General features: G+C 60.6%; 18 protein-coding genes. 14 read left to right on the plus strand and 4 right to left on the minus strand.

From position 1 onward, the window contains the following. Positions 1 to 19: 19 nt before the first annotated feature. The 11 genes from AC1Z24_RS10810 to AC1Z24_RS10860 are packed head-to-tail and all read left to right on the plus strand — an operon-like array spanning position 20 to position 9,196. Positions 20 to 1,156 carry a phosphoribosyltransferase domain-containing protein gene (locus tag AC1Z24_RS10810; protein ID WP_483745634.1) on the plus strand — a complete coding sequence of 379 codons (1,137 nt, stop codon included), beginning with the start codon at positions 20 to 22 and terminating at the stop codon, positions 1,154 to 1,156. Continuing rightward, positions 1,146 to 1,904: an HAD family hydrolase gene (locus tag AC1Z24_RS10815; RefSeq protein ID WP_483745635.1), complete on the plus strand. Its 759-nt coding sequence runs from the start codon at positions 1,146 to 1,148 to the stop codon at positions 1,902 to 1,904. The genes AC1Z24_RS10810 and AC1Z24_RS10815 overlap by 11 nt, the downstream gene beginning before the upstream one ends. Beyond that, positions 1,897 to 2,988 carry a cysteine protease StiP domain-containing protein gene (locus tag AC1Z24_RS10820; protein WP_483745636.1) on the plus strand — a complete coding sequence of 364 codons (1,092 nt, stop codon included), beginning with the start codon at positions 1,897 to 1,899 and terminating at the stop codon, positions 2,986 to 2,988. Before AC1Z24_RS10815 ends, AC1Z24_RS10820 begins: the two co-directional genes overlap by 8 nt. Beyond that, complete coding sequence (locus AC1Z24_RS10825) at positions 2,988 to 3,935, plus strand: HpcH/HpaI aldolase/citrate lyase family protein (protein ID WP_483745637.1); 948 nt, start codon at positions 2,988 to 2,990, stop codon at positions 3,933 to 3,935. Before AC1Z24_RS10820 ends, AC1Z24_RS10825 begins: the two co-directional genes overlap by 1 nt. Further along, on the plus strand, positions 3,932 to 4,687 hold the full coding sequence (locus AC1Z24_RS10830; protein ID WP_483745638.1) for an HAD family hydrolase: 756 nt from the start codon (positions 3,932 to 3,934) through the stop codon (positions 4,685 to 4,687). Before AC1Z24_RS10825 ends, AC1Z24_RS10830 begins: the two co-directional genes overlap by 4 nt. A 2-nt stretch (positions 4,688 to 4,689) precedes the next feature. Beyond that, on the plus strand, positions 4,690 to 5,277 hold the full coding sequence (locus tag AC1Z24_RS10835) for a TerD family protein (RefSeq protein ID WP_259100468.1): 588 nt from the start codon (positions 4,690 to 4,692) through the stop codon (positions 5,275 to 5,277). Further along, complete coding sequence (locus tag AC1Z24_RS10840; protein ID WP_483745639.1) at positions 5,274 to 6,434, plus strand: TerD family protein; 1,161 nt, start codon at positions 5,274 to 5,276, stop codon at positions 6,432 to 6,434. The genes AC1Z24_RS10835 and AC1Z24_RS10840 overlap by 4 nt, the downstream gene beginning before the upstream one ends. A 48-nt stretch (positions 6,435 to 6,482) precedes the next feature. Beyond that, positions 6,483 to 6,932 carry a tellurite resistance TerB family protein gene (locus AC1Z24_RS10845; RefSeq protein WP_259100464.1) on the plus strand — a complete coding sequence of 150 codons (450 nt, stop codon included), beginning with the start codon at positions 6,483 to 6,485 and terminating at the stop codon, positions 6,930 to 6,932. A gap of 44 nt (positions 6,933 to 6,976) precedes the next feature. Next, positions 6,977 to 7,975 (plus strand): TerC/Alx family metal homeostasis membrane protein, encoded by a 999-nt coding sequence (locus AC1Z24_RS10850; RefSeq protein WP_483746594.1) that lies wholly within the window; start codon positions 6,977 to 6,979, stop codon positions 7,973 to 7,975. Between the two features lie 31 nt (positions 7,976 to 8,006). Next, positions 8,007 to 8,582 carry a TerD family protein gene (locus AC1Z24_RS10855; protein ID WP_259100462.1) on the plus strand — a complete coding sequence of 192 codons (576 nt, stop codon included), beginning with the start codon at positions 8,007 to 8,009 and terminating at the stop codon, positions 8,580 to 8,582. 35 nt (positions 8,583 to 8,617) lie between these two features. Further along, the gene (locus tag AC1Z24_RS10860; protein ID WP_259100460.1) at positions 8,618 to 9,196 is read left to right on the plus strand and encodes a TerD family protein; all 579 of its coding nucleotides are present in this window, start codon (positions 8,618 to 8,620) and stop codon (positions 9,194 to 9,196) included. Between the two features lie 198 nt (positions 9,197 to 9,394). Here AC1Z24_RS10860 and AC1Z24_RS10865 read toward each other — a convergent pair whose 3' ends face one another. Both AC1Z24_RS10865 and AC1Z24_RS10870 read right to left on the minus strand, forming a co-directional pair. Further along, complete coding sequence (locus AC1Z24_RS10865) at positions 9,395 to 10,648, minus strand: VWA domain-containing protein (RefSeq protein ID WP_483745640.1); 1,254 nt, start codon at positions 10,646 to 10,648, stop codon at positions 9,395 to 9,397. Positions 10,649 to 10,812: 164 nt separating this feature from the next. Further along, on the minus strand, positions 10,813 to 11,937 hold the full coding sequence (locus AC1Z24_RS10870; RefSeq protein ID WP_483745641.1) for an AIM24 family protein: 1,125 nt from the start codon (positions 11,935 to 11,937) through the stop codon (positions 10,813 to 10,815). A gap of 488 nt (positions 11,938 to 12,425) precedes the next feature. Between AC1Z24_RS10870 and mqo the strand changes: the two genes are divergently transcribed. The 3 genes from mqo to AC1Z24_RS10885 all read left to right on the plus strand — a co-directional run bounded on the left by mqo (position 12,426) and on the right by AC1Z24_RS10885 (position 15,392). Further along, positions 12,426 to 14,078: a malate dehydrogenase (quinone) gene (mqo, locus tag AC1Z24_RS10875; RefSeq protein WP_483745642.1), complete on the plus strand. Its 1,653-nt coding sequence runs from the start codon at positions 12,426 to 12,428 to the stop codon at positions 14,076 to 14,078. Between the two features lie 146 nt (positions 14,079 to 14,224). Then, positions 14,225 to 14,656 (plus strand): universal stress protein, encoded by a 432-nt coding sequence (locus AC1Z24_RS10880; RefSeq protein ID WP_483745643.1) that lies wholly within the window; start codon positions 14,225 to 14,227, stop codon positions 14,654 to 14,656. A 76-nt stretch (positions 14,657 to 14,732) separates the two neighbouring features. Continuing rightward, on the plus strand, positions 14,733 to 15,392 hold the full coding sequence (locus AC1Z24_RS10885; protein ID WP_483745644.1) for a hypothetical protein: 660 nt from the start codon (positions 14,733 to 14,735) through the stop codon (positions 15,390 to 15,392). 1 nt (position 15,393) lies between these two features. Here AC1Z24_RS10885 and AC1Z24_RS10890 read toward each other — a convergent pair whose 3' ends face one another. Together AC1Z24_RS10890 and AC1Z24_RS10895 are read right to left on the minus strand one after the other, a co-directional pair. Next, a complete protein-coding gene (locus AC1Z24_RS10890; RefSeq protein ID WP_483746595.1) occupies positions 15,394 to 16,707 on the minus strand; it encodes an MFS transporter in 1,314 nt (437 codons plus the stop codon). A 596-nt stretch (positions 16,708 to 17,303) separates the two neighbouring features. After that, positions 17,304 to 17,516, minus strand: a complete 213-nt coding sequence (locus tag AC1Z24_RS10895; protein WP_483745645.1) for a DUF6124 family protein — start codon at positions 17,514 to 17,516, stop codon at positions 17,304 to 17,306. Positions 17,517 to 17,656: the final 140 nt, after the last annotated feature.

Here is a 17,656-nt window from a genome sequence, read left to right on the forward strand (position 1 = left end):
TCGGCCACAGGGAATCAGTATGGAGCTCACTATCACGAGCCAGAAGTCGACCAAGCTGAGCGTCTCGCTGTTGCGTGGATCGCTTCACGTCGACGTAGATCCATCTTCGATTGCACCCGAAAGCCTGTTTGGCTTTGCAGAGCGGCGTAACCCCAAACGCGCATTTCTTTTTGTTTCACGCGTGCTGGGCAAGCACATCCCGGTCAAACCGACGGTGATGCAGGCCAGCTACGAGAAGCTGGCGGCCAAGATCCCCGACGATCTACCCGGCCCGGTGCTGGTCATCGGCATGGCCGAAACCGCCGTGGGTCTGGGTGCCGGCGTGCATCGCGCCTATAGCGCCACCCGGCCCGACAGCCTGTATATCGTCAGTACCCGCCATCCCGTGGGCGAGCAGATGTTTGCCCGCTTTGAGGAAGAACACAGCCATGCCAGCGCGCACCTGATTCATATGCCGGTGGATCCTGCTATCCGCGAAATGATGCTCAATGCCCGCTCGCTGGTATTGGTCGACGACGAAGCCTCCACCGGCAAGACCTTTATCAACCTGCACCGGGCCCTGGCCGACGCGGGCCTGAGCCAGGTCGAGCGGGTCGTCACCTGTGTGCTGACCGACTGGTCCGCAGGGGCGGTGTCCAGCTCCATTGGCGCGAGTGCCGATCAGGTCTCGCTGTTGCGTGGGGCCTATCACTTCATCGAGGACCCGGACGCGCTGCTGCCGGAAATGCCCGAGACCGGCACCGTCGCCGTGGGCGAGTGGCCCATCGATCCGCGCAATGACTGGGGGCGCCTGGGCGTGCGTTCGGTGGCCGATACCCTGGCGCCGGATCTTCAGGTCAAGCCGGGCGAGCGGATTATCGTACTCGGCACCGGCGAGTTTGTCTGGAAGCCGTTTCTCCTCGCCGAACGCCTTGAACGGGCCGGCGCCGACGTGCATTTCAGCTCCACCACCCGCTCGCCCATCGCCATCGGTCATGCGATTCACCATGCGCTGTCCTTTTCGGACAACTATGGTCTGGGCATCGTCAACTTCCTTTATAACGTCGCCCCCGGCCAGTTCGACCGGGTGCTGATCTGCAGCGAAACCGATGCCCTGGCGGTGCCGCCTGCGCTGATCGAAGCACTGAACGCCGAGGTGATCGTCGATGGCCGTTAATCGCCCCCTCGCTTTGGTCGATCTCGACGATACCCTGTTCCAGACCGGGCGCAAGATGGCCGAAGGCAGCCCGCGCCACCCAGCGTCGTTCGACGTCAACGGTGGCGTCAGCGGCTATATGAGCGATGTGCAGAAAAGCTTCGTCGAGTGGCTGCTGGCGACCACCGACGTCGTACCCGTTACCGCCCGCAGTGCCGAGGCGTTTGGCCGGGTACACCTGGGCTTCAATCGCGGTGCGGTATGTTCCCACGGTGCGGTGATTCTCAACCCGGACGGCTCGGTGAATGGCGATTGGCACGCGCTGATGGGCGAACGCCTCGAACCCTATCAGCAGCGTCTGCCCGCACTGTGCGCCGATGCCTTGCAGCTCGGCGAAGCGCTGGGTATGTCCCTGCGTGGCTGGGTGGTCGAGGAGGCCGGGCAGCAGCATTACGTGGTGATCAAGCACAACGATGGCAGTGATACCGACCTGCTGCGGGTACTCGAACACATTCGCGGGCGTGGCCTGCTCGGCGGCATGCATGTGCACAGCAACGGCAACAACCTGGCGCTGCTGCCCGATGGCCTGGCCAAGCGCGTTGCCGTTGAGCATCTGCTGGAACTGGATCGCGCCGTCAATGGCACGCGGCCGGTGCTGGGCTTCGGCGACAGCATCACCGACCTGGGCTTCATGGATTTGTGCACGTTCTGGTCGACCCCGGCGCGCAGCCAACTGGCCGCCATGGTCAAGGACGCTCTCCATGGATAACTCACTGGCGCAACTCAATACCGTGGGCAGCGGCAGCTACCTGCCTGCCGATGTGCATTTCCTGCTGCAGCCGGTCGATATGGTCATGACCGATGTGCTTGAAAAAGAGCGGCTGATCCAGAGCAGGCAGAAGCATTACTCCGAGATGATCAGTGAAGAGTCGGCGCCGTCGGCTACCCATATGGCCCTCTATGAGCGGGCCATGACCCAGAACGCTGCGCGCATGGCGGCCGATGTGCAAGCGCTGGCGTTGGCGCTGGATGCTGAATATCGGGGGCCGGGCATTGCTCTGGTGTCGTTCGTGCGCGCCGGGCTGCCCCTGGGCGTGCTGTTGCGTCGGGCCTTGGTCGAGCGCGGCCGCGATGCCCAGCACTACGGCATCAGCATCGTGCGTGATCGCGGTATCGATACGGTCGCCCTGGAATTGATCATTGCCCGTCATGGCGCCGAGAACATCGTCTTCGTCGATGGCTGGACCGGCAAGGGCGCCATCGCCGGGGAAATCCAGCGCAGCCTCGCGGGCGACCCGCGTTTTCCCTCGACACCGCGTCTGGTTGTGCTGGCCGATCCATGCGGTCGCGCATGGCTCGCGGCATCGTCCGACGACTGGATCATTCCGTCGGGGATTCTCGGCGCTACCGTATCCGGTCTGGTCTCGCGCTCGATCTGGCCTGCCGCAGGCGGCCTGCATGGCTGCGTCATATACAAACACCTGCAGGAGCATGACGTCACCGTCGACTTTATCGAGCGCATTGAGGCGGCGCGCCTGACGGTGGATGTGGCGCCAGCCCGACCATGGAACCAAGAACAGGCCCTGGCCCTGCAAGCCTCGGCCTTGAGTGTGGTGGCGGGCCTGGCCGATCGATTCCAGATTGCCAATCTCAATCGGGTCAAACCGGGCATTGCCGAGGCTACCCGCGCGGTGCTGCGCCGCGTTCCTGATCGGGTACTGGTGCGTGATCGCGCCGACCCGGACGTGCAGTTGCTGATGCATCTGACAGGTCTGGCCGGTATCGACGTGGAAGAGGCCGGTGTTGCACTCGGCCCTTACCGTGCAGTGACCATCATCCGGAGTGTGAGCTGATGAAGCGAATTTCTCCCTACGCCCTGGGCGCGACGCTGTACATGCCCGCCACCCGGGAAGACATCCTCGATATCGTCCTGGGCCAGAAGTTGCCCGAACTGCGCTCACTGGTGATCTGCCTGGAAGACGCCGTGGCCTTCACCGATGTCGACACGGCCTTGCAGAACCTGCGCGACCTGTTGTTGCGCATCGAAGCATGGGGCGGGCGTCCGACCAACGGGCCTCTGGTGTTCGTACGGCCTCGGGATGTCGAGATGGCCGCAGTGCTGAACGACTGGCCACTGATGTACCTGATCGACGGCTTCGTGGTGCCCAAGTTGACCCTGGCCTCGTTGCCCGCCTGGGCCAGCGCGGTGTCGGACCCACGCCTGGCGCTGATGCCGACTTTAGAGACACGCGAGGTCTACAGCCCCAACGCCATGGTCGAACTGGGTCAGGCATTGGCCCAGACCCTGGGCGAGCGAATCATCGCCTTGCGCATCGGCGGCAACGACCTGATGGGTTGCCTGGGCCTGCGCCGCACTCCCAACGTGACGTTGTATCAAACGCCCATGGGCTACGTGATTCCCATGCTCGCCGGGATTCTCGGCGCCCAGGGATTTGCCCTGACGGCGCCGGTGTTCGAGTCCATCGCTTCGCCGGCGCTGTTGATGGAAGAGCTGGAACTGGACCTTTCCCACGGTCTGGTGGGCAAGACCGCCATCCATCCGGCGCAGATACAGCTGATCCACGAAGCCCTTCGTGTCGGCATTGAGGAACTCAATTGCGCCCGCTTGATTCTCAATGAGTCTGCCCCGGCGGTTTTCAAGCACAACGACGCGATGTGCGAGCCAGCCACCCATTTCAATTGGGCGACGAAAATTATCGAACGGGCGCAGTGGCATGGGGTGAAACAAACCGATGTCAGTCTTATGGAACCCATTCGCCTGGCCGAGGTAGGTCGATGACACAAGAAATGCTTGAAGCAGGCCCCGATGGGGCGAAGGTGCTGTCGGTGTTCGACTTCGACGGCACCCTGACCACCCGGGACAGCTTCGTCCCGTTCCTCAAGTTTGCCTTCGGCAATCGCGCGTTTGCCTGGCGGATGGTGCGCATGTTGCCCTCCGCCCTACGCTACCTGGGGAAAGGTCTGACACGAGATGAATTAAAAGCGAACTTGATCGCCAACTTCCTTACCGGCATAAAAGTCGATTGGGTCGAGCAAAAAGCCGTGGAGTTCCGCGCACGCTTCTGGTCGCGGCTCATGCGCCCGGCGGGTGTGCAGTCCGTGGCCGGGGAGTTGGCTTCAGGGGCTCAGGTGACCATTTGCTCGGCCTCGCCCAGCCTGGTCCTCAAGCCCTTTGCCGAGCACCTGGGGATCAAGCTGATCGCCACTGAACTGGAGGTGGTCGATGGCTATCTGACCGGGCGCCTGAGCGGCAACAACTGCCGCTGCGAAGCCAAGGTGCTGCGCCTGGAGGCGGTCTACGGCCCCCTCACGCAGTACCGCCTGCGGGCCTGGGGTGACACCCGCGGTGACCACGAACTGCTGGCCGCCGCCCAGGATGCCCACTGGCGGCACTTCCATCCGGCCTGGCAGCGCGGCCGCCTGCGCATCGCCAAGATCGGCAGCCGGGTCAAACCGGGGGAAGCCACACAGAATTCGGTAACAGGTGTCCCTGGCGTTGGCCAGGGGCCGAATGATCAACAAGGAGCGTAACAATGGCATTGACACTCACCAAGAACCAGACGATTTCCCTGGAGAAAACCGCAGGCAGCAGCCTGAGCAAAATCTCCCTCGGCCTGGGCTGGGACGCCGCAAAAAGCGGTTTCTTCGGCAAGCTGATGGGCAACGGTGGCGAAATCGATCTGGATGCATCCTGCATTCTGTTCGACGAACAGCTCAAGCCGGTGGATCTGGTCTGGTTCCGCCAGTTGCAGTCCAAGGACGGCTCGATCCAGCACTCCGGCGACAACCGCACAGGCGAAGGTGATGGCGACGACGAATCCATCGCCGTTGACCTGAGCCGCTTGCCGGCCAGCGTCAAATACCTGGTATTCACCGTCAATAGCTTCACCGGGCAGAACTTCGAAAAAGTCGAGAACGCCTACTGCCGTATTTCCGATACCGCTGCGCGCAAGGAACTGGCCCGTTTCAACCTGTCCGAGAAGGGTGGTCATACCGGTATCGTCATGGCCAGCCTGAGCCGTGGCGCGGGCGGCTGGGACTTCAAGGCCGTCGGTGTGACCACCAATGGCCGTACCGCCGACGATCTGGTCAGCCTGGCGGTCGAGGCCGTGCGCTCATGACCTCCCTGGTACCGGGTGGCAATGCGCCGGTAGCGACCGGTTCATTGCGCGTCGATGTGGCCTACAGCCCGCTTGCAGGGGCCGATATCGACGTTTCCGCGTTTGCCCTGAATGCCGACGGCAAGGTTCGCGGCGATCAGGACATGTGCTTCTACGGTCAGCCCAATGTGCTGGGTGGGGCTGTGCAGCTGACCGACGCTGCTGCCGGGCGTGCCACCTTCAACGTTGACCTGAGCCGCCTCGACGCGGCTGTCGAGCGTGTCGCGCTGACGGCGACGATCCACGAAAACAAAGCCAGTTTTGCCGGTGTCTCGACCCTGAGCATCGCCGTGGCCGGTGATATCGACGCGCAGATTCCTACCAGTGGCATGCAGGAAACGGCGCTGATTCTTGGCGAGTTCTATCGCCGCCAGGGCGCCTGGAAGTTTCGCTGCGTCGGCCAGGGCTTTGCCGGTGGCCTGGAGCCATTGGCCAAGCACTTTGGCGTCGAAATCGCGGCCACGGCGCCAACGCCGGTCGCCGCGCCGCAATCCGCACCCGTGGCACCCAAGGCCACGGTCAGCCTGAGCAAGGTCACCCTGGACAAGACCCGTTCCTCCATCAGTCTGGCCAAGACCGCTGCCGGTTTCGGCGAAATCAAGGTCAACCTGAACTGGAACCGGGGCAAGTCCGGCGGTGGCTTCTTCTCCAAGAGCAAGTCCATCGACCTCGACGTCGGTTGCCTGTTCGAGTTGCAGGACGGCTACAAGGGCGCGGTGCAGGCCCTGGGCAATGCCTTCGGCGATCTGAAGAACGAGCCCTACATTCAGTTGATGGGTGACGACCGCACCGGCTCGGTGTCCGACGGTGAGTGGCTGCATATCAACGGCCAGAAATGGAGCGAGATCCGCCGCATCCTGGTCTTTGCCTTCATCTACGACGGTGCGCCGAACTGGCGGGAAACCGACGGTGTGGCAACCATCTTCGTGCCAGGGCAACCGGAAATCGAAGTACGTCTGAACGAGGAGGGCGGGCGTCTGGGAATGTGCGCCATCGCGTTGCTGGAAAACGACAACGGTGCCGTGAAGGTTACCCGCCGGGTCGATTTCCACAAGAGTCATTCGCCCATGGACCAGGCTTACAACTGGGGCATGCGCTGGTCTGCCGGCTCCAAATAAACCGTTGATTTCGCGAGGCAGACTGCCTCGCTTTCCGAGGATTGCATCATGTTGGAATGGCTCAAAACCAATGCCGCAAAGGCGCGTGAAGCGCTCACCACCGAAGTCTCGAAGTTCAAGAACAAGAACTTCATGGAAGCCACTGCCGCGGCCTGCGCGATGATCGCGGCGGCCGACGGTGAAGTCTCTTCGTCCGAGAAAATGAAGATGACCGGTTTCATCAACAATTCGCCTGAGCTCAAGGTGTTCAACCTGAGCGACGTGATCAAGGCGTTCAACGACTCAGTCAGCAAGTTCGAGTTCGACTACCAGATCGGTCAGGCCGAAGCGTTGAAGGTCATCAACAAGATCAAAGGCAACGACGGCGCTGCGCGTCTGTTGGTTCGGGTCGCCTGCGCCATCGGTGCATCCGATGGCAATTTCGACCAGAAAGAAAAGGCGGCCTGCCGCCAGATATGCCTCGAGCTGGGTCTGAACCCGGCTGATTTCGAACTTTAAGGTACTTAGTCTTGGATACGCAGATTGGTTTTCCCCCTCTGACGATGGCGGTTTTCGTCGGGATGGCCGTTGGCGCCATGTTGCTGGATATGATCACGCACCGTGGCGACAAGCCGGTGTCCCTGGCCAAGGCCTCGATCTGGTCGATCTTCTGGATCGCCCTGTCCCTGGCCTTCGCCGGCTTCCTCTACGTCCAGCACGGCCCGGAAGTGGCCAGCCTGTTCGTCACCGGTTATGCCCTGGAAAAGGTCCTGAGCGTCGACAACCTGTTTGTCTTCATGGCCATTTTCGCCTGGTTCAAAGTGCCTGACGGCCTGCGCCACCGCGTGCTGTACTGGGGCATCATCGGCGCCATCGTGTTCCGAGGCGTGTTCGTCGCCATCGGCACCGGCCTGCTGGCCTTCGGCCCGTGGGTCGAGGTGATATTCGCCGTTATCGTGGCCTGGACCGCCATCATGATGCTCAGGGCCGGTGGTGATGACGAGGAAGAGGAAGACTATTCCACTCACCTGGCCTATCGCTTCGCCTCCAAGTTGTTCCCGGTCTGGCCGAAGCTGCACGGTAACCAGTTCTTCGTCAGCCGCAAGACCCTGGAAGGTGAAATCACCAAACCGGAAAACGCCGGCATGAGCCTGGCAACCAAGGGCGCGATCTTCGCCACTCCGCTGTTCCTGTGTCTGGTGGTCGCCGAAGTCTCGGACGTACTGTTCGCCTTTGACTCGGTCCCCGCCGTCATCGCCGTGAGCCGTGAGCCACTGATCGTTTACTCGGCCATGCTCTTCGCCATCCTCGGCCTGCGCACCATGTACTTCGTTCTCGAGGCGCTCAAGCGCTACCTGGTCCACCTGGAAAAAGCAGTGATCGCGCTGCTGTTCTTCATCGCCATCAAGCTGGGCCTGAATGCGACTGACCATTTGTTCCATCATGGTTACAGCATCAGTGCCAATACCAGCCTGCTCATTGTCATGGTGGTACTGGTCATTGGCATCGTTGCCAGTCTGATCTTCCCGGCCAAGGAAGACTCAGAGACCGAAGCGAACTGATCCTTAATCACAAGTAAAGGAGTTGTTGAAAATGGCATTGTCTCTTCAGAAAGGTGCAAACCTCTCCCTGTCGAAAACCGACCCGTCCCTGTCCAAGCTGCTGATCGGCCTGGGCTGGGATCCACGGGCGACTGACGGTACCGAGTTCGACCTCGACGCCAGCGCATTCCTGCTGAGCAGCAGCGGCAAGGTGCGCAGCGACGCAGACTTCATCTTCTACAATCAGCTCAAAAGTGCTGACGGCTCCATCGAGCATACCGGTGACAACCGTACCGGTGCCGGCGATGGCGACGATGAACTGCTCAAGGTCGACCTCAGCCGCGTTCCGGCCGATATCGACAAAGTCGTGTTCACCGTGACCATTCACGAAGCCGATGCGCGCAAGCAGAACTTTGGTCAGGTCGGTGGCGCCTTCATTCGCATCGTCAATGAAGTAACCGGTGCCGAGGTCGTGCGTTACGACCTGGCAGAGGATGCGTCCACCGAAACCGCAATGATTTTCGCCGAGCTTTACCGCAATAACGGCGAATGGAAATTCCGCGCGATCGGCCAGGGCTATGCCGGCGGCCTGAAAGCAGTAGCCAACTCGTTTGGCATGAATTTCTAAACACACTTTCCAACCCACGATCAAGGAATAAGACCATGGCTGTAAGTCTGTCCAAAGGCGGCAACGTCTCGCTGTCCAAAGAAGCACCAGGCCTTTCTGAAGTCACTGTCGGCCTGGGCTGGGATGCCCGCGTTACCGACGGTCAGGAATTCGACCTCGACGCCTCGGTGTTCGTTGTTGGTGAAAGCGGCAAGGTCCTCGACGATGCCAGCTTCATTTTCTACAACAACAAAAAATCCGCTGACGGTTCCATCGAGCACCTGGGCGACAACCGTTCGGGCGCTGGCGACGGCGACGACGAGCAGGTCAACGTCAAGCTGACCGGCCTCGCTCCCCTGGTGAAGAAGCTGGTATTCGCCGTGACCATCCACGATGCCGAAGGCCGCAAGCAGAGCTTCGGTCAGGTCGGCAACGCCTACATCCGTGTGGTGAACAAGGCTGACGGTAAGGAACTGGCGCGCTACGACCTCAGCGAAGACGCCTCCACCGAAACTGCGATGATCTTCGGCGAGCTGTATCGCAACGGCGAAGAGTTCAAGTTCAAGGCCATCGGCCAAGGCTTTGCCGGCGGCCTGAAGCCACTGGCTGAAGCTCATGGTGTGGCAATCGGCTAAACCCGAGCTGCGACGAAAAAGCCCCTGCATGTCAGGGGCTTTTTTGTGACACTATTTTTGATTGGAAATGAGGGCACTGGTGGGACCGGCTTTAGCCGGGAAGGTGGTATTTCAAGCGATGACCCAGTGTCGAATGTGCCGATGCCTTCCCGGCTAAAGCCGGTCCCACAGGTTGTAATGTGTCTTGCCGAATTGCGTCTAGAAAATAATTCCCTTGGCCCTGGCCTCTTTGAGCCATCCCGGAAACTCCGCCATCAGCTTGTCATACAGCGCTTCTTCGCTGATGTCGTGCAGGTCGTCGAGGGCAAAAAATCCACAGTTATCGACCACCCGGCCCTCCATGGTGTCGAGCTTCTCCAGGATGCCGTAGCTGTTGCCGCCGATGCCGACGAACTGCCAGAACACCGGCAGCGCTGCCGCTTCGACGATCAGTTTGGTAATGGCCCTGTTTTCGTGAACCCCACCGTCGCTGATGAACATCACGTACACCGGCGTGCGATCACCTGATTGCTTGTAGTAGTCAATGACCTGACGAATGACCTTGGGTTCGTCATTGATCCGTTGGCCGACGTTCCAGTTGCGCCAGCCGCCGTCCTCGGTGTTGATGTAGTCCTGATGGTTGCCCAGGGACACTGCGGACAACTGGCAGGACTTGGCACCGAAGGCCCAGCAATCGAGTTCGCCATCGTCATCGAAATGCACGGCCATGGGCAGCAGACGGTTTACCACTTCCTGCACCCGGCCACGGGAATACTGGCCGTTCATGGAGCCGGAGGCGTCCAGCACCAGAGCGACTCGGGCCTTTACGTCCGCCAGCTGATTTTTCTCCAGACTGACCTGGGCCTTCTTGGCCAGGCTGACCAGATGTGGGGCGGCTGCGGCGATTTTCTTTTCCAGGGAAATCTTTGCCGGGGCAGGGGCCGCTACAGGCGCGGCTTCAGCGACTTCGCCGCCGAAATGCCGGACCAGCGCATCGAGGCCTTCGTTGAAGCCTTGCAGGTTGGCCTGCACGCGCCAGACGCCGTCCTTGCGATAGATATCGGTGACCATGATAGCTTTCTCGCCAGCAAAGTCCTGACCGCGGAACTCGCAGGTCGCCAGCTCGCTGCCATTGGCGCCTTTGATCGCAAAGCGGCTGGCGGCCAGATCCTTCATCGCGCCGTTGCCATCAATCGAGGCGGTAAATACCAGGCGCTCGATGGTCTTGGGCAAGGTCGCCAGGTTCAGCCCGAACTCGCCGCCATTGCTCAGTCGCACGCTGTTGCAGGGGCTGGTGGGCTGATTGAAAAAGACCATATAGCGATCATCGGACAGCTTGCCGGCGGCATCGACGCCAAAGCACACGTAGTCGATCACATGGGGCGAATTCAGGGTGATGGCGAGGGTGAAGCTCAACTGGTCGCCCGGAAGGATGCTCGACAGAGGCAACCTTTGTCCTTGGGTAATCTGCATGGGTCGTCCTTTTGGTCAGGATTGTGGGACCGGCTTTAGCCGGGAAGACATTAGTACAGACGATGCACTGATACGGTCTGAAATACCGTCTTCCCGGCTAAAGCCGGTCCCACAAAATAGAGCGTTATGTTGTGTTTGATGAGAGCCTATGTACTCCCATATGTTCAGTTCCGCCCGCCAATAATGTCCCCCAGCCCGCCCAGCACCGAGCCCTCACCCTGACGCTGTCCGCCACCCTGCGGCGCGGCGGCCAGCATCCGGCCGGCCAGGCGCGAGAAGGGCAGGCTCTGCAGCCATACGGTGCCCGGCCCGGTCACGGTGGCGAAGAACACGCCTTCACCGCCGAACAGCATGCTTTTGAGGCCGCCGGCCTTACGGATATCGAAATCCACTTCGGCCGTCATCGCCGCGAGGCAGCCGGTGTCGACATCAAGGCGCTCGCCCGGAGCCAGGTTGATCTTGCGGATGGTGCCGCCCATATGTACGAAGACCAACCCGTCACCCTCGAGCTTTTGCAGGATGAAGCCTTCGCCGCCAAACAGGCCGGTGAGGATTTTGCGCTGCAAATGCATACCGATGGACACGCCCTTGGACCCGGCCAGGAAGCTGTCTTTCTGGCAGATCAGCTTGCCGTTGTAGTCACTCAGGTGCAGGGGCAGGATGGTGCCGGAGAACGGCGCGGCGAAGGCGACTATGCCTTTGCCCGGCGCCTGTTGGGTGAACACCGTGGTGAACAGGCTTTCGCCGGTGACCAGGCGCTTGCCCGCGCTCATCAGCTTGCCCATGAAGCCTGACGCGCTGGCGCTGCCGTCGCCGAAAATGGTTTCCATCTCGACATCCGAGGTCTTGTACATCATTGCCCCGGCCTCGGCGATGGCGCTTTCGCCCTGATCCAGCTCCACCTCGACAAACTGGGTTTCCATGCCGTGGATCTTGAAGTCGAGGCCTTCGGTCCATTGACCGGAGCCAAAACCGGTCGACGCGACGTCACTGCTGGCCCTTACCGCTGGCGCAGCAGAGGGCACTGGCGGTGCTGCAGGAAGATTGGTCGCGCCAGCGGGCAGGGCGCCGGGCTTGGGATAGATCATTGATTGCGGCGGCGTGGGCAACGGCGTGATGCCATCCTTTTTCATCGGCCGAATCTCGGTGTTCTCGTAGATCGGCTGCCAGTCGGCCATGCCCGGCCGCCAGCACCAGCCACCCGGATTCTCCCTGGCAGCGAGCCTGGCTTTCTCCAGATCCAGTGAATTGAGTACGGTGTTGCCAGCAACGATGGTCCAGACAGACATGTTTCAACTCCATGCAATTGCCTTTCGAACCGGCGCAAGGCGTCGGGTTCGCAAGGATCGGCTATTTCTCTGCTTCAGCACCTTATCACCGCAGCCTTTGACGGGAAGTGTAGAAGCCCCCCATTCGTTCGTCTTTATAGAGAGCACAGCCGACAACACTGCAAATCCGCTTCCAGATCCGGTCATCGAAGGTTTGCTGAAAGCTTTCTGCTGTAGTTTCCGTTTCCGCGGCGGGTTCTATACACTCCACGGCCGCACTCGTGCGGGATAGAACGATGTAGTGTCACTCAAGCAGCTGAAGCCAATGATTAATAAGAAGTCAGCGCAGGGGAACATCACCGTGAGGTCAAAAAACCCCAATCGGCCTTGTATGTCCATCCTTTGGTCCACGCTGGCGTGGGAGATGTGTCGGCGGTAGCGATTACCGGCAGCACGGTTCCTGCCCCTGCTGATGGCGGGCGGATGGCGATTTATCATATGGAACAAGCATGTTTAAAACAGTGAACACGGCCCTGCTGGGCCTGGCGATGTCGATGGCACTTACGCCGTTGCAGGCTGCCGAAACCAAGAAAGTCGATGTGCTGCTGATCGGCGGCGGGATCATGAGCGCCACCCTGGGCGTCTGGCTCAATGAGCTGGAGCCGGGCTGGACCATGGAAATGGTCGAGCGCCTCGACGCTGTCGCCGAAGAAAGTTCCAACGGCTGGAACAACGCCGGTACTGGTCACTCGGCTCTGGCCGAGTCCAACTACACCCCTTACGGTAAAGACGGCAAGATCGAAATCGCCAAGGCGATCGAGATCAACGAGGCCTTCCAGGTCACTCGTCAGTTCCTGTCCTGGCAGGTCCGCTCGGGCGTGTTGAAGAACCCGCATTCCTTCATCAATTCCACCCCGCACATGAGCTTCATGTGGGGTGACGATAACGTCAAGTTCCTCAAAGAGCGTTACGAGGCATTGCAGCGCAGCCCATTGTTCGCTGGCATGCAGTACAGCGAAGATCAGGCGCAGATCAAGCAGTGGGTCCCGCTGATGATGGAAGGGCGTGATCCCAACCAGAAAATCGCCGCGACCTGGACACCGCTCGGCACCGACGCGAACTGGGGTGAAGTCACTCGCCAGTACGTTGCCGCCCTGCAGACCAAGCCTAACTTCACCCTGAAGCTGTCGAGCGAAGTCGAAGAGCTCACCCGCAACAAAGACGGCGGCTGGCACGTCGAATACAAAAACCTGAAAGACGGCACCACTCACGCCACAGACGCGAAATTCGTGTTCGTCGGCGCTGGCGGCGGCGCGTTGAAGCTGCTGCAGAAGTCGGACATTCCTGAAGCCCGCGAATACGCAGGCTTCCCGGTCGGTGGCTCGTTCCTGGTGACCGATAATCAGGACATCGCCATGCAACACATGGCCAAGGCTTACGGTATCGCGTCGACCGGCGCTCCGCCCATGTCCGTACCGCACCTGGACACTCGCGTGCTGGACGGCAAGCGCATGATCCTGTTCGGGCCATTCGCGACGTTCTCCACCAAGTTCCTCAAGCAAGGCTCTTACCTGGACCTGCTGTCGACCACCACGACCCATAACGTGTGGCCGATGACTCAGGTAGGCGTTGAGCAGTACCCGCTGATCGAGTACCTGGCAGGCCAGTTGATGATGTCGGATGACGACCGCTTCAACGCGCTGAAAGAGTACTTCCCCCACGCCAAGAAAGAAGACTGGCGCTTGTGGCAGGCCGGTCAGCGCGTGCAGATCATCAAGCGTGATCCTGAGAAAGGCGGTGTGTTGAAGCTGGGTACCGAGGTTGTGTACTCCGAGGACCGCACTATCGCAGGTCTGCTGGGTGCCTCTCCAGGTGCTTCGACCGCGCCACCGATCATGATCGATGTGCTGGAGAAGGTCTTCAAGAAAGAAGTCGCGACGCCTGCCTGGCAGGAGAAGATGCGCCAGATCGTGCCGAGCTACGGTACCAAGCTCAATGGCTCGCCAGCACGCGTTCAGCAAGAGTGGGACTACACCGCTGACGTCTTGCTGCTGAGCAAGCCTCCGGTGATCGACCCAGCGGCCTACCCGGCTGCCGGTGCAGCGCCGGCCGCACCCGTCAAGAAAGCTGAAAGCAACCCAGCGGCCGACATGGCGCTGTAAGCAGTAACGCCAACGCCGGAGGCTTCATGCCCGGCGTTGGCGTATTGGCTGTACCCCTCGATAAATCCTCGCTTCAATTGATCCCGGTCAAGTTCACCGTTGGTCAGCGCCCTATGTTGACTCCATAGCCCTTATGGAGAAGCGACATGCGCAAAGTCCTGATTGCCTACGACGGTTCCGAAGCCTCGAAACGTGCCTTGCAGTACGTCATCGACTTCACCGCCTGCCTGGCTCGCCCATTGGAAGTCCATGTGGTCAACGTGCAGAACGGCCCGGTGATCTATGGCGACTACATTACCGGCAACCTCATCGAGCAGATCAACGATGGCCTGCTGGCAACGGCGCAGCGTGCCCTCGATGAAGCGGGTGCGCGTCTGAAAGCGGCCAATGTCAGCTATGAATTGCACCCGGCCATTGGCAACGTGCCGGAGCAGATCGAGTTGGCGATACGCCAGTTGAGCTGCGATACCGTGGTCATGGGCACCCGAGGCCTGGGCAGTATCGGCGGCTTGCTGCTGGGCTCGGTGGCCAACCGGGTGATTCACGATGTCTCGGTGCCGGTGGTGTTGATCAAGTAATCCTGAGACAGCCGGGGTTTTTCATTGGTAGCATTGGGCTATTAGCGATATTCGATCGCTCAGGAAGCCCGCATTCATGCTCAATAAACTGATCCCGGCGCTCATCGTCAGTGTAAGCGCGCTGTTCAGCGCGCCTGCTGCCCAGGCGGCCGACATGCTGTTCCAGAACTATGCCTATGACGCGCCTTACGACAGCTTCAAGTCGGTCAAAGGCTATTACGACTGCTCCGAGCAGATGGGCATCAAGGCCCTGTGCCTGGATAACGTCGAGTTCGTCGGCCACAAATTCAGCGCGGCCCTGACCTTTATCAGCGACAAGCTGAACATGGTGTCGCTGATCAGCATCTTCGACAAGGACCTCTACGCCCACACCCTCGACGAGCTGGGCAAGACTTACCGGCTCTCGGCCCTGAGCGATGCCAGCAACCAGCTGGACATGTTCAAGCTGGCCGCCTCGACCTCGGGCGCGGTGTATGCGAGCAAGTTCAAGGAGTTCGAAGACACGGCGATCAAGTCGGGCTCATTGACCTACAGCTTTGTCGACATTGACCTGGCCACCGCCGACAAGAAAAAGAGCTACCGCGACATGGACGCCTTCTTTGCCGATGCCCCGGCCAATTTCCGCGCCGTAGAACTGCTGGTGATTGGCCTGACCAAGGAAACGCCGCTGCTGATCCGCTTCTCCTTTCCCAAGCTCGATGCCAACAAGGCCATCGAGATCCTCAAGAAACGCTGACTCAGACCACCGGTTTGGTCAGCAGGCGCAGGCCGCTGGCCACACTGCCCACGGCGGCGAAACAGGCGCCGATGCTCAGGGCCAGTACCGGCCCGTGCTCGCCGGAAATGCCAAAGCTCAAGGCCACCAGTGCAGCCCCGGTGGCCTGGCCGATCAGCCGCGCCGTGGCCACCGTGCCGCTGGCGCCACTGGCGCGATGGCGCGGGGCGCTGGTCATGATGGCTTTCTGATTGGGCGCCTGGAAAAAACCGAAGCCCAGGCCGCAGAAAATCGTGCGAATGCAGATTTCCAGGGCACTGGGGTCGGCCGGCATCAGTGCCAGGGAGACCATGCCGCCACTGAGCATCGCCAGGCCGATCCCGGCCAGGATTCCCGCCGGATAGCGGTCGGACAAACGCCCGGCCAGCGGTGCGATCAGGGCCACTACCACTGACCAAGGGGTCATCAGGAAGCCGGTCTGTACCGGATCGCGACCCAGCACGGTTTCAAAGAAAAACGGCAACGACACGAATGCCAGGCCCTGGGTGGCGAAGGAGCAGAACGCGGTGAGGGCGGAGAGGGCAAACATCGGCCGCTTCAACAGATCCAGCGGGAACATCGGCGCCGGATGACCAACCTCGCGTCGCAGCATCAATGCGCCCGCGACGAGAAACACCGCCATGGCAATCAGCACGCTGCTCAGGGAGCCCAGTTGCGCGGCCTGACTGAGGCCGAAGATCAGCGCGCCAAAGGTGATGACATTGAGCACCGCCGTCAGTCGGTCAAAGGTCAGGGTGCCGGGTTTGGTCACAGGCAGCGAGTTCCAGCCGAAGACCAGAGCGAACAGGCCGATGGGCAGGTTGATCGCAAACAGCCACGGCCAGTTCGCCACCGACAGCACCAGTGAGGCGATAGTCGGCCCGGCGGCGAAGGAAGTGCCGACCACCAGGGCATTCATGCCCAGGCCACGACCCAGGCGTTCGTGGGAAAAGATCGAACTGATCAGCGCCGCGTTCACGCTCATGATGGCGCTGGCGCCGATGCCTTGCAGTACGCGGGCGATGGTCAGGGTCGGCAGCGACCAGGACAGGGTACACAGCAGCGACGAGACCACGAACAGCATCAGGCCGCCAAGGTAAACCTTACGATGTCCGACAACTCCACCTAAAGCGGCGAAGGGCAACAGGGTTGCGACCGCCGCCAGTTGATAGGCGTTGATCACCCAGACCGACGCCGCCGGGGACGAATTCAAATCCGCAGCGATGGCCGGCAGCGCCGTGTTGGCGATGGCGGTATCCAGGGTGGCTAGGGCGATGGATAACAGAATTGCGACCATCCCGCGAAATTCGCGTGGGGTCAGTTTCTGCGAGGCGATAGGGGTTGGTGAGGCGGGTTGAGCCATGGCCGACAACACTCCGGGGCATGTAACGCGGGCAGTGGCCTGCAAACGCAGGTGGCAGAGCGATCGTGCCGGTTCGATTGGGGGGATGCAATCATATTTCCCATTGCCGCGAGCCGTGCGGGATTTTTGGCCGGGCCTATGGGGGTTGTTGATCGTTGGAGCGAGGCTTGCCCGCGAACGCGGGTTTTCAACCCCAGAGAATGCGGCGGATGCATCGGCCTCTTCGCGGGCAAGCCTCGCTCCCACAAAATCCTCGCGCCGCGATGGCTTGGTTCATCTCCTTGATGCTCACCGTTTTGACCGGTTTATGTGTCAGGCCTTTTAGATCCTGTATGGAGTAAATCGCGGTCGGTTTGGTAGACATACTGCTATCCATGGAAATGCTAACTCTGCAGATGGCGTACTCATGTGGGACCGGCTTTAGCCGGGAAGACTGTATTGCAGATGATGATGCAGTGATCCTGCCTTCGCCTTCCCGGCTAAAGCCGGTCCCGCAGAGGGCATTTCAACTCAGATGGCTGTGTTGCAGGTTAACCCCCCTCAACCCGGCTCAATAACCGATCCACCTTGCCCCGCGCTTCGCCGATCAGGTGCACGCCGCTGAAGGCCAGGTCGCGGTGGGGGCCGTTGAGGCTGTCGCCGCTTTCATAGACGGTGGCTGAGGCGTAGCGCATCAGGTCGGAGATTTCCAGCAGCTCTTTTTCAATTTCGGCCAGGGTTGGCGCTGTTTTGTCGATAGTCATTACATGCTCCAATGGTTAGGCCACCGGAAACTCGCTGCTAATCGAATCGGGGGTGGCGGCTTTGTCGCGGGTTAGCAGACCGGTGGAGACATGCAATATCCCGGCGCACCCGAAGATGCCCCACGCAAAGCCGCCATAAA

The organism is Pseudomonas sp. JL23 (assembly GCF_056933585.1).

Excerpts from the sequence above, each read along its gene's own strand:
- AC1Z24_RS10810 (WP_483745634.1), top strand. The coding sequence starts at position 20 with ATGGAGCTCACTATCACGAGCCAGAAGTCGACCAAGCTGAGCGTCTCG.
- AC1Z24_RS10815 (WP_483745635.1), top strand. The coding sequence starts at position 1,146 with ATGGCCGTTAATCGCCCCCTCGCTTTGGTCGATCTCGACGATACCCTG.
- AC1Z24_RS10820 (WP_483745636.1), top strand. The coding sequence starts at position 1,897 with ATGGATAACTCACTGGCGCAACTCAATACCGTGGGCAGCGGCAGCTAC.
- AC1Z24_RS10825 (WP_483745637.1), top strand. The coding sequence starts at position 2,988 with ATGAAGCGAATTTCTCCCTACGCCCTGGGCGCGACGCTGTACATGCCC.
- AC1Z24_RS10830 (WP_483745638.1), top strand. The coding sequence starts at position 3,932 with ATGACACAAGAAATGCTTGAAGCAGGCCCCGATGGGGCGAAGGTGCTG.
- AC1Z24_RS10835 (WP_259100468.1), top strand. The coding sequence starts at position 4,690 with ATGGCATTGACACTCACCAAGAACCAGACGATTTCCCTGGAGAAAACC.
- AC1Z24_RS10840 (WP_483745639.1), top strand. The coding sequence starts at position 5,274 with ATGACCTCCCTGGTACCGGGTGGCAATGCGCCGGTAGCGACCGGTTCA.
- AC1Z24_RS10845 (WP_259100464.1), top strand. The coding sequence starts at position 6,483 with ATGTTGGAATGGCTCAAAACCAATGCCGCAAAGGCGCGTGAAGCGCTC.
- AC1Z24_RS10850 (WP_483746594.1), top strand. The coding sequence starts at position 6,977 with ATGGCGGTTTTCGTCGGGATGGCCGTTGGCGCCATGTTGCTGGATATG.
- AC1Z24_RS10855 (WP_259100462.1), top strand. The coding sequence starts at position 8,007 with ATGGCATTGTCTCTTCAGAAAGGTGCAAACCTCTCCCTGTCGAAAACC.
- AC1Z24_RS10860 (WP_259100460.1), top strand. The coding sequence starts at position 8,618 with ATGGCTGTAAGTCTGTCCAAAGGCGGCAACGTCTCGCTGTCCAAAGAA.
- AC1Z24_RS10865 (WP_483745640.1), bottom strand. The coding sequence starts at position 10,648 with ATGCAGATTACCCAAGGACAAAGGTTGCCTCTGTCGAGCATCCTTCCG.
- AC1Z24_RS10870 (WP_483745641.1), bottom strand. The coding sequence starts at position 11,937 with ATGTCTGTCTGGACCATCGTTGCTGGCAACACCGTACTCAATTCACTG.
- mqo (WP_483745642.1), top strand. The coding sequence starts at position 12,426 with ATGTTTAAAACAGTGAACACGGCCCTGCTGGGCCTGGCGATGTCGATG.
- AC1Z24_RS10880 (WP_483745643.1), top strand. The coding sequence starts at position 14,225 with ATGCGCAAAGTCCTGATTGCCTACGACGGTTCCGAAGCCTCGAAACGT.
- AC1Z24_RS10885 (WP_483745644.1), top strand. The coding sequence starts at position 14,733 with ATGCTCAATAAACTGATCCCGGCGCTCATCGTCAGTGTAAGCGCGCTG.
- AC1Z24_RS10890 (WP_483746595.1), bottom strand. The coding sequence starts at position 16,707 with ATGGTCGCAATTCTGTTATCCATCGCCCTAGCCACCCTGGATACCGCC.
- AC1Z24_RS10895 (WP_483745645.1), bottom strand. The coding sequence starts at position 17,516 with ATGACTATCGACAAAACAGCGCCAACCCTGGCCGAAATTGAAAAAGAG.